This window comes from Streptomyces sp. NPDC057428, assembly GCF_042803195.1.
Taxonomy (GTDB): Bacteria; Actinomycetota; Actinomycetes; order Streptomycetales; family Streptomycetaceae; genus Streptomyces.
Map to the genome: position 1 here is coordinate 26,395 of NZ_JBHVCT010000066.1, position 10,143 is coordinate 36,537.

Below are 10,143 nucleotides of genomic sequence, written 5' to 3' on the forward strand. Positions count from 1 at the left end.
GCTCACGCCACGCGGGGGTGCGGTGAGCCGCGCCGGGCGGCACTCAGGAGACCCCGTACGGAGGCGGCTGCGCCGAGGGTGAGGAGGCCGGCGGCGACGGACATGCCGAGTACTCCGTTGAGAGGGAGGGCGATGCCGATCGCGCCGCCGACCACCCAGGACATCTGGAGCACCGTCTCCGACCGGGCGAAGGCCGAGGTGCGCACCTCCTCCGGCACGTCCCGCTGGATCATCGCGTCCAGGGACAGTTTCGACAGCGCCTGGGTGAAGCCGGCGACCGCGGCGAGCGCGGCGACCATCACCGTGCTGAAGAAGGCCGCGGCGAGCACGGCTGCGGCCAGGGCGAGCCCCAGCACGGTCGCGACGATCACCTCGGGGCCGCGTGCCCTGAGCCATGAGCCGACGGCCGTGCCGAAGGCGTTGCCGGCGCCGGCCGCGACGCCGACGATGCCGAGGGAGACGGCGGCGCTCTGCCCGGCGAGCGGATGCTCGCGCAGCAGGAACGCCAGGAAGAAGATGAGGAACCCGGAGAGCGCGCGGTGCGCGGCGTTCGCCTGGAGGCCGTGCAGGACGGAGGGCCCGACGGACCGCAGCCCCGGCGGTTTCTCCCTGCCTTTCCTGTCGGTTCTCGTGCTGCCGGTCCAGCGGCCTCGTCTCCTGGTGTCCCGCGGGGGAGCGGGGCGGGCCTCCTCGCCGTGCGGCGGGACGAGGCGGGCCTTGCGCTCGCCCTTCGCTGAGTCGACCTTGGGAGGCAGCGTGAAGGCCAGGACGGTCCCGCCGAGGAAGATCGCACAGGCCCCGTAGAGCGGCCAGGGGGACCCCATGGCCTGGAGGCCGGCCCCGATCGGGGCGGCGATACCCGTGGCCAGCAGACCGGCCAGGGTGACCCGCGAGTTGGCCTTCACCAGGGAGAAGCGGGGTGGCAGGAGGCGGGGCACGACGGCGCTGCGGACCACGCCGTACGCCTTGGAGCAGACCAGGACGCCGAGAGCCGCCGGATAGAGCTCCAGGCCGCCCGTGGCCACCGCGCCGGACATCGTGATCGCGAGCGCGGCCCGCGCGAACATCGAGCCGGCCATCGCGGCGCGGCGGCCGTGCGGCAGCCGGTCCAGGAGCGGGCCGACCACCGGGGCGAGCAGGATGAAGGGAGCCATCGTGACGGCGAGGTACAGCGCGACGCGCCCGCGGGCCTCGTCCGTCGGTACGGAGAAGAACACCGTGGAGGCCAGCGCCACGGTGATCATGACGTCACCGGCGCCGTTGACCGCGTGCAGTTCGATCAGCTTGCCGAGCCCGGACTCCCCGGCCCCGTGGGCGTGCGTCGCCTTCCGGATGCCCCGCGCCGTGCCCGTGAACGGGGCCCGCAGGGCGCGGCCCATCGCCCGTCCCGCCCTGCGGAGCGGGCCGGATCCGTCGGACGACCTGGCGGCGGCCACGTGGCCATAGTGCCCCACCCTCCACTCTCACGAACCCATGATCGGGCCGGGACGCGGCGACGGCCGCTCCGTCGGGTGAGTCCTTCCAGGGCTGTGAATGGCCGGGATGTGCCATCGGTCCCTCACGGATCCCGACCGGTGTCCTGGGGCGTGTCCGGGGCGGGTCCTGAACGGTTACGGTCCCCTTTTGGGACGGGCAGGTGGGCGCGGGGCGGCGGAGAGGGTAGCGTGCACTCACGCGCCACCGGCGGTTGTTCTTGGCCGCGCGCCTCTCCGCGATCCCGCAGAATGGGTTGCAGAAGGCGCGCCCGAGGCAGGCACAACGGGTGTGGACGTCGACGCGGCCCCCAGGTCCGCTCCGTTCACAACCGTCATGGCCGAAATCGGACATCGATGGAGTCGCTGGCGCGCTCGTGAGACGGCGTATGGAGAGAAGCGAGACCTGTGAGTGCTGCGACGACGCGAAGCCGTACGGCTCGTACCCCGGCCCCCGACCGCCTGTGCGCAGAGGCGGTAGACCTCGCACGCGCGGCGGCGGAGGAAGCTGCCGCGCCCGGGGTGGTGGGTGAGCATGTGGCAGTGGTCTCCGAAGGAGACCGGGTCGTCACCCATTACTTCGAGGCCAAGGAGCCCGGTTACCGGGGCTGGCGCTGGGCGGTGACGGTCGCCAGGGCCTCCCGCGCCAAGAACGTCACGCTTGACGAAACGGTGCTGCTGCCCGGTTCCGACGCGCTCCTCGCCCCCGAGTGGCTGCCCTGGAGCGAGCGGCTGAGGCCCGGCGACATGGGGCCGGGCGACCTGCTGCCCACCGAGGCGGAGGACCCCCGTCTCGAACCGGGCTGGACGGGCGAGGACGAGCCCCTGCCCAACTCCGCCTTCTCCGAGGTCTCCCAGGAGCTCGCCGCCCTGGTCGACGTGGAGGACGCGGAGCTGACGTCCCGGCCCGTGACGACGAGCCGCGGCTCGATCGCCTCGGTCGCCGACGAGCTCGGCACGCGGCGTGCGCGGGTGCTGTCCCGGTACGGGCTGGGCCTGGCGGCGGACCGCTGGGACGAGGAGTTCGGCGCGAAGACACCGATGGCGCAGGCGGCGCCCGCGACGTGCGCCACCTGTGCGTTCCTCGTGCCGATGTCGGGTTCGCTGAGGCAGGCGTTCGGCGTGTGCGCGAACGAGTTCGCCCCGGCGGACGGCCGGGTGGTCTCGCTGTCGTACGGCTGCGGGGGGCACTCCGAGGCGGCCCTCATGCCGAAGCCGGTGAGGCCCGCGCCGCACGCCATGGACACCATGCGGGTGGACGACTACTCGCTGCGGCCCCCGGAGGACTCGGGCTCGGTCCCGGCCCGGCCGGACGGCACGACCGAGGACCTCGGCCACTCCTGACGTACCCCCGCACCACGGGGTCCGGCGCCACGCGCCGGGCCCCGCGGCGTGCTGCCGTGCCGGCGCCTCCCGTGGCGGGCGGCGATCACCGTCTTCCCGGTCGCGGTACCTTCGGGCGCACACTTGGCGTCACGGGTCACCGGAAGAGCGGAGTACGAGCGTGGGCATGAATGCGACCGAGGGGGCCGATCCGTTCGGGACGGCGCGACTGCGGCGCGGCGTGCTCGACGCCTGGGGTGCGGGCCCCGCCCGTTTCCGGGAGGACGCCAACGCCGAGGAGGACCTCGTCCTCGGCGGGTACCGCGACAGGCTCGTCGTCGAGCTGGCACAGAACGCCGCCGACGCGGCCGCCCGCGCGGGCGCCCCCGGCCGGCTGCGCCTCACGCTGCACGCGTCGTCCGCCGACGGTCCCGCCGTCCTGGCCGCCGCCAACACCGGCGCCCCCCTCGACGCGACCGGCGTCGAGTCGCTGAGCACGCTGCGGGCGTCGGCCAAGCGCGAGGGCCACGAGTCCGCCGTCGGCCGCTTCGGCGTCGGCTTCGCCGCCGTGCTGGCCGTCAGCGACGAGCCCGCGGTCATCGGGCGCCACGGCGGTGTCCGCTGGTCCCTCGCCGAGGCCCGTGACCTCGCACGGCAGGCGGCCGTCGGCAGCCCGGGTCTCGGCGACGAGCTGCGCCGCCGCGACGGGCACGTCCCGCTGCTCCGGCTCCCGCTGCCCGCCGAGGGCGGCGCCCCCGACGGCTACGACACCGTCGTCGTCCTCCCGCTCCGCGACGGTGTGGCCGAGGACCTCGTGGGCCGGCTGCTCGACGGGGTGGACGACGCACTGCTCCTGACGCTGCCCGGTCTGGACGAGGTCGTCATCGAAACCTCCGACGGCGTAAGGACGTTGAGCCGGTCGCAGCACGGGCCGTACACCCACGTCGACGACTCCGCGCACGGTCTCCGCCGTTGGCGCACCGTCGCAGCGAACGGGCCCCTGGAGCCCTCGCTGCTCGCCGACCGGCCCGTCGAGGAGCGGCTGCGCCCGCACTGGTCCGTGACGTGGGCGGTGCCGGTGGACGACGACGGGGCACCCCAGCACCCCCGTACGGCGCCCGTCGTGCACGCCCCGACCCCGACCGACGAACCCCTCGGGGTCCCCGCGCTGCTGATCGCCTCGCTGCCGCTCGACACCACCCGGCGGCACCCCGCGCCCGGTCCGCTGACCGACTTCCTGGTGGAGCGGGCCGCCGACGCGTACGCGAAGCTGCTCGCCGACTGGGAGCCCGTGTCCGTCGCCACGATCGCGCTGGCCCCGGGCGTACTCGGCAAGGGGCAGCTCGACGGCGCCCTGCGTGCAGCGATCCTGGAGCGGCTGCCCCGCGTCGCGTTCCTGGAACCCGCCGCACCCCGCGACCCCTCCGAGCCGGCGGCGCAGTGGGACGACTGGGACGGCGGCGGTGCCCCGCGGCGGGAGACGACCGCACTGCGGCCGGTGGAGGCCGAGGTGGTGGAGGGCGTGGGCGCCGAGACCGTGCGGGTCCTCGCCGAGGTCCTGCCCTGTCTGCTGCCCGCCGGGCTGGAGCGCCGGGTGGAACTGCGTACGCTCGGCGTCGCCCGGGTCCCGCTGAGCGAGGCCATCGACCGGCTGGCCGGGCTGGAGCGCGAGCCGGAGTGGTGGCGGCGGCTGTACGACAGCCTGGGCGGCGTCGATCCCGACCGGCTCACCGGCCTGCCCGTCCCCCTCGCCGGCTCCGCGGGCGCACCGCGCACCACCATCGGCCCCCGCCAGGTCCTCCTGCCGCTGCCCGACGCGCTGACCGGGCCGGTTCTCGGCCGGCTGGCCCGGCTCGGGCTGAAGGTGGCCCACCCGGATGCCGCGCATCCGCTGCTGGAGAAGCTGGGCGCCCTGCCCGCCACGCCCCGTGCGGTGCTGGGGACGCCGCAGGTGCGGGCCGCCGTCGCGGGTTCGCTGGACGCGGGCGAGGTGTGGGACGAGGACGCGCTGGACGGCGACGAGCTCGCCGAGACCGTCCTCACACTCGTGCGGGACGCGGACCTCGCACCCGGTGACGAGCCCTGGCTCGGCGCCCTCGCCCTGCCCGACGAGGATGGCGAACCCGCACCCGCCGGTGAACTCGTGCTGCCGGGAAGCCCGTTCGCCCAGGTGATGCGCGAGGGTGAACTCGCCCTGTGCGACGAGGAGCTGGCCGGGCGCTGGGGCGAGCAGCCGCTGACCGCCTGCGGGGTGCTTGCCACCTTCGCCCTCGTACGGGCCACCGACGTCGTCCTGGACCCGGACGAACTGGAGCCCCGTGACAGCGACTTCGCCGAGCCGGACGACGCCGGGCTGCTCGACGCCGTCGACGTGTGGTGCGAGGACGTCCTGGACCAGCTCCCGGACACCCCGGTGCCGCCGGTCGCCACCGAGATCGTCGCCGTGCGCGACCTGGACCTCGTCGACGAAGACGCCTGGCCGCAGGCCCTCGCGATGCTCGCCGAGCCCCCGCTGCGGGACGCGCTGACCCAGCCGGTACGGGTGCTGCTCCCGGACGGCACCACGCAGTCGGTGCGCCCCTACACCGCCTGGTGGCTGCGGGATCACCCGGTGCTGGAGGGCCGCCGTCCGGCGGGCCTGCGCGCGGCGGGCGGCGACCCGCGCCTGGCGGGCCTCTACGACTCCGTGGACGCGACGGGCTTCGACGACGCGCAGGTGCTGCGGGCACTCGGCGTGAGGACCTCGGTGGCGGCGCTCCTGGACGAGCCGGGCGGCGCGGCGGAGCTCCTGGGCCGGCTCGCGGACGAGGAGCGCCCGGTGGGTCCCGTGCAGCTCCACTCGCTCTACACGGCGCTCGCCGGGATGGACCCCGAACAGGTCACGCTGCCCGACGAGTTGCGGGCAGTGGTCGACGACGAGGTGCGGGTGGTCGACGCGGCGGACGCGGTGATCGCGGACGCCCCCGACCTGCTGCCCCTGAGCGGCGGACTCCCGCTCCTGCCGGTCGCCCCGGCGCGCGCGGCCGAGCTGGCCGAGCTGCTCCAGGTGCGGCGGCTCGGCGAGAGCGTGGAGGCCGGTGTGACGACGGAGGGCGAGGAGCACCAGGTCCCCGACTCCGTGCGCATCCTGCTCGGTGCCGGGACCCCGCAGGCGTACGTCGAGCATTCCGAGCTGCGGGCCGGAGGCGCTGAGCTGGACTGGCGCCGCACCCCTGACGGTGTGGTGCACGCCGCCACGCTGGAGGGCGTGGCGGCCGGGCTCGCGTGGGCGGCCGGTCAGTGGCCGCGTCGCTTCGAGGTGGCCGCGCTGCTGGAGGACCCGTCCCGTACGGATGAGCTGGCCCGGGACCGCTGGTTCGACTGATTGTTGTGATCTTCACAGAAAGGTTGCCCAGTCGTACAACCATTCACATGTGACACCGGTCTGGTCTGTCGAGTCATCCAGACTCGCAGACCACACGGGGATCGTCGGTCGCACGAATGACCACGGGCCCCCTTCTCCACTGGGGAACACATGCGTATTCGCGCCACTGTCGCCGCGGTTTCCGGCGCCCTGGCCCTGTCCGCCCTCGTCGTGCCGGCGGCACAGGCGGACGGCACCGCCGTTCCGGACCTGCACAAGCCCACCGCGTCCGAGCTGTTCGGCAACGTGGTCAAGGCCCCCCGCGCTTCCGCGCGCGCCGCCACGACGCTGCCGGTGATCTCGAAGGTCGTCGTCAACGGCGGCAAGGACGTCGTCGTCGGCACGACGGCCGCGAAGAAGTTCACCGTCTCCCTCACCGCCTCGCACCCGTCCGGCGTGTCCGACGCCTACGTCGACCTGTGGCACGGCACGAACGTCGACGACGGCATGGACGGGCTGCTGCTGCCCAACGAGGACATGGCGTCCTGCAAGAACGTCAGCGCCACGACCGCCACCTGCACGTTGACGATCACGGCCTACCCCGGCGACGACCTGTACAAGAACTCACTGGCCGGCACCTGGCACGTCTCCGCGGGTGCGCTCGCCGCCGACGAGAGCGCGGTCGCGTACACCGACTTCTACTCCAAGGCCCGCGTCCAGCGATTCTCCAAGGTGACCGTCAACGCAGCCCCGGAGCCCGTCAAGAAGGGCAAGACCATCACGGTCACCGGCAAGCTGTGGCGCGCCAACTGGGAGGACTTCGCCTACCACGGCTACGCCGGGCAGTCCGTCAAGCTGCAGTTCCGCAAGAAGACCAGCAGCACCTACAGCACCGTCAAGACCATCAAGACGAGCAGCACCGGCACGCTGAAGACCACCGTCAAGGCGTCGGTCGACGGCTACTGGCGCTACAGCTTCGCCGGTACGTCCACCACCCCGACCGCCACGGCCGCGGGTGACTTCGTCGACGTGAAGTAGCGAGAAGGCGACACCCTCGCGGATCTACGTGGGGAAGCGGCGGCCGACCCGCCTCCAGGCCACTTCGAGGACGGCCGCCGCTGCCACCGCGATGAACACTGCCGTCCACGGCGTGGTCATGCCGACGAGTCTCAGGGCGAAGAAGTCCTGGAGCCACGGCACCGACAGCACGATCAGGAAGCACAGCCCCATCGCGGCGACGAGGGCGACCCGCCACCAGGTGTACGGGCGGGCGATGATCGCCAGGACCCACATCGAGACCAGGAACAGCGTGAGTGTGGCCGCGCTGGTCTCCGCCTCCAGAGCCCCCGGCCCGGAGTACATGTGCCGGGCCACCAGATACGTCGCGAAGGTGGCCGCGGCGGCGATGACCCCGGACGGGATCGCGTACCGCATGACCCGGCGCACGAAGTGCGGCCGGGCCCGCTCCTTGTTGGGGGCGAGCGCCAGGAAGAACGCCGGGACTCCGATGGTGAGCGTCGAGAGCAGCGTGAGGTGGCGCGGCAGGAACGGGTACTCCACCTGGAAGCAGACCACCAGGATCGCCAGCAGCACCGAGTAGACGGTCTTCGTCAGGAACAGGGTGGCGACCCGCGTGATGTTGCCGATGACCCGGCGGCCCTCGGCCACCACCGCGGGGAGCGTGGCGAAGCTGTTGTCGAGCAGCACGATCTGCGCCACCGCCCGGGTCGCCTCGGAGCCGGAGCCCATGGAGACCCCGATGTCGGCGTCCTTCAGGGCCAGTACGTCGTTGACGCCGTCGCCGGTCATCGCGACCGTGTGCTCGCGTGACTGGAGCGCCGCGACCATGTCGCGCTTCTGCTGCGGGGTGACCCGGCCGAAGACCGAGTTGCGTTCGATCTCCGCGGCCATGGCGTCGCGTTCGCCGGGCAGCCGGCGGGCGTCCACGGGGTGCTCGGCGCCGGGCATCCCCAGCTTCTGGGCGACCGCGCCCACCGAAACGGCGTTGTCGCCGGAGATGACCTTCGCGTCGACCTTCTGGTCCGCGAAGTAGGCCAGGGTCGCCCCGGCGTCCGGTCGCAGCCGCTGTTCCAGGACGACGAGCGCCGTGGGCACGGCCCCGGACGCGGCGTCCGGGGCGTCCAGCGCGTCATCCGGCACCCGTGCGAGCAGCAGGACCCGCAGCCCCTGTTCGTTGAGCCGGCCGGTGTCGGTGAGGGCGGGGTCGTCGGGGGAGAGCAGCACGTCGGGTGCGCCGAGCAGCCAGGCGGACACACTGCCGTCGCCCTCGGTGAAGGCCGCCCCGCTGTACTTGCGCGCCGAGGAGAACGCCAGTGCCTGGGTGACGCCCCAGTCCCCGCCGTCCGGGTGGGCGTCGATGATGGCCTGCAGGCTGGCGTTCGGGCGGGGGTCGGAGGCCCCGAGCGCGGCCAGGACGCGGTGCACGTACGCCTCGTCGGAGCCGTTCAGCGGGCGGACCTCGGTGACGTCCATGCCGCCCTCGGTGAGGGTGCCGGTCTTGTCCAGGCAGACCACGTCGACCCGGGCCAGGCCCTCGATGGCGGGCAGTTCCTGCACGAGGCACTGCTTGCGGCCGAGCCTGATGACACCGATCGCGAACGCGACCGAGGTGAGCAGGACCAGCCCCTCGGGAACGATCGGGACGATTCCGCCGATGGTGCGGGCGAGCGAGTCCTTGAAGTTGTTGTTCTTGACCACCAGCTGGCTGATGATCAGCCCGGTCGCCGTCGGCACCATCATCCACGTGACGTATTTGAGGATCGTGCTGATGCCGCTGCGCAGCTCGGACCGGACGAGGGTGAAGCGGGTCGCCTCCTCGGCGAGCTGCGCCGCGTAGGCCTCGCGTCCGACCTTGGTGGCCGTGAACGCCCCGCCTCCCGCGACCACGAAGCTGCCGGACATCACAGGGTCGCCCGGCTGCTTGATCACGGGGTCTGCCTCGCCGGTCAGGAGCGACTCGTCGATCTCCAGGTTGTCGGCCTCGGCGACCGTGCCGTCGACGACCGCCTTGTCACCGGGGCCGAGTTCGATCAGGTCGCCGAGGACGATCTCGGAGACGGAGACCTCGGCGGAGACCCCGTCGCGCCGCACCGAGGGTCTCGCCTCCCCGATCACCGCGAGGCCGTCCAGGGTCTTCTTGGCGCGCCACTCCTGGATGATGCCGATGCCCGTGTTCGCGATGATCACGTAGCCGAACAGGCTGTCCTGGAACGGTGCGACGATGAGCATGATCACCCAGAGCACACCGATGATCAGGTTGAAGCGGGTGAGGACGTTCGCCCGGACGATCTCGGTGACGGAGCGGGACGAGCGGACGGGTACGTCGTTGACCTCGCCCCGGGCGACGCGTTCGGCCACCTGGGCCGTGGTCAGGCCGCCCGCTGGGACAGGCACCTTGGAGGCCGGTACGGATTCCGGTTTTTCACCGGAGGAGTCGAGTGCCCGCTGAGTCATGATTCCGACCGTACGGGCGGAACGCGCGATTCACCCCCCGGGCGCGGGAAGATCCGCCCGGGGGAGGAGAAGGGCGGCCCCGAGGTCTGCGGGATGAGGCAGGGGATGCCGTAAGGGTGAGGCGGGGGTGCGCCGGGGCCCGGCGTCAGTGCTGCGCGGTGTCCGTGCCGGTACCGGCCTGCGCGGCGGCCCGCTTGAGCGCGGCGTCGCGTCCCCGGACGTACCAGATGCCGATCAGACCCAGTCCGGCGCCGGCCAGGCAGACCCAGATCCACCAGGCGTGCCCGCGGTCGTCGAACCATCCGTAGAAGGGGACCTGCGCGAGGAAGAGGACGAACCAGAGGATCGTGCCGCCGGTGATGGTGGCGACGACCGGACCCTCCAGGGGCTCGGGCGCCTCGTGCTTCGGTGTCCACTTCTCCATGCGGTCAGTCTAACGACCTCGGGGGAAATTGAGATGCGGGCGTGCTGGCCTGGCGGTTCGGCTGGTGGGTGATCAGCAGGCGGTGTCGCGGACGAGGACGAGCTCGG

At 72.9% G+C, this 10,143-nt stretch carries 6 protein-coding genes; 3 read left to right on the forward strand and 3 right to left on the reverse strand.

The genetic code is table 11. The features are described 5' to 3' along the window. Window positions 1-2: 2 nt before the first annotated feature. Complete coding sequence (locus ACFU5K_RS23175) at window positions 3-1,436, reverse strand: MFS transporter (RefSeq protein WP_384064812.1); 1,434 nt, start codon at window positions 1,434-1,436, stop codon at window positions 3-5. 444 nt (window positions 1,437-1,880) lie between these two features. Between ACFU5K_RS23175 and ACFU5K_RS23180 the strand changes: the two genes are divergently transcribed. The 3 genes from ACFU5K_RS23180 (at window position 1,881) to ACFU5K_RS23190 (ending at window position 7,176) form a co-directional block, all read left to right on the forward strand. After that, a complete protein-coding gene (locus ACFU5K_RS23180; protein ID WP_384064815.1) occupies window positions 1,881-2,816 on the forward strand; it encodes a DUF3027 domain-containing protein in 936 nt (311 codons plus the stop codon). Window positions 2,817-2,982: 166 nt separating this feature from the next. Beyond that, window positions 2,983-6,159, forward strand: coding sequence for a sacsin N-terminal ATP-binding-like domain-containing protein (locus ACFU5K_RS23185; RefSeq protein ID WP_384064817.1), 3,177 nt, complete (start codon window positions 2,983-2,985; stop codon window positions 6,157-6,159). Between the two features lie 150 nt (window positions 6,160-6,309). Further along, the gene (locus ACFU5K_RS23190) at window positions 6,310-7,176 is read left to right on the forward strand and encodes a DUF5707 domain-containing protein (RefSeq protein ID WP_384064820.1); all 867 of its coding nucleotides are present in this window, start codon (window positions 6,310-6,312) and stop codon (window positions 7,174-7,176) included. Between the two features lie 24 nt (window positions 7,177-7,200). On the opposite strand, the gene ACFU5K_RS23195 is transcribed toward ACFU5K_RS23190, so the two are convergent. Further along, window positions 7,201-9,612 carry an HAD-IC family P-type ATPase gene (locus ACFU5K_RS23195; protein ID WP_384064823.1) on the reverse strand — a complete coding sequence of 804 codons (2,412 nt, stop codon included), beginning with the start codon at window positions 9,610-9,612 and terminating at the stop codon, window positions 7,201-7,203. Between the two features lie 145 nt (window positions 9,613-9,757). Next, window positions 9,758-10,036 (reverse strand): DUF2530 domain-containing protein, encoded by a 279-nt coding sequence (locus ACFU5K_RS23200; protein WP_384064826.1) that lies wholly within the window; start codon window positions 10,034-10,036, stop codon window positions 9,758-9,760. Window positions 10,037-10,143 lie beyond the last annotated feature (107 nt).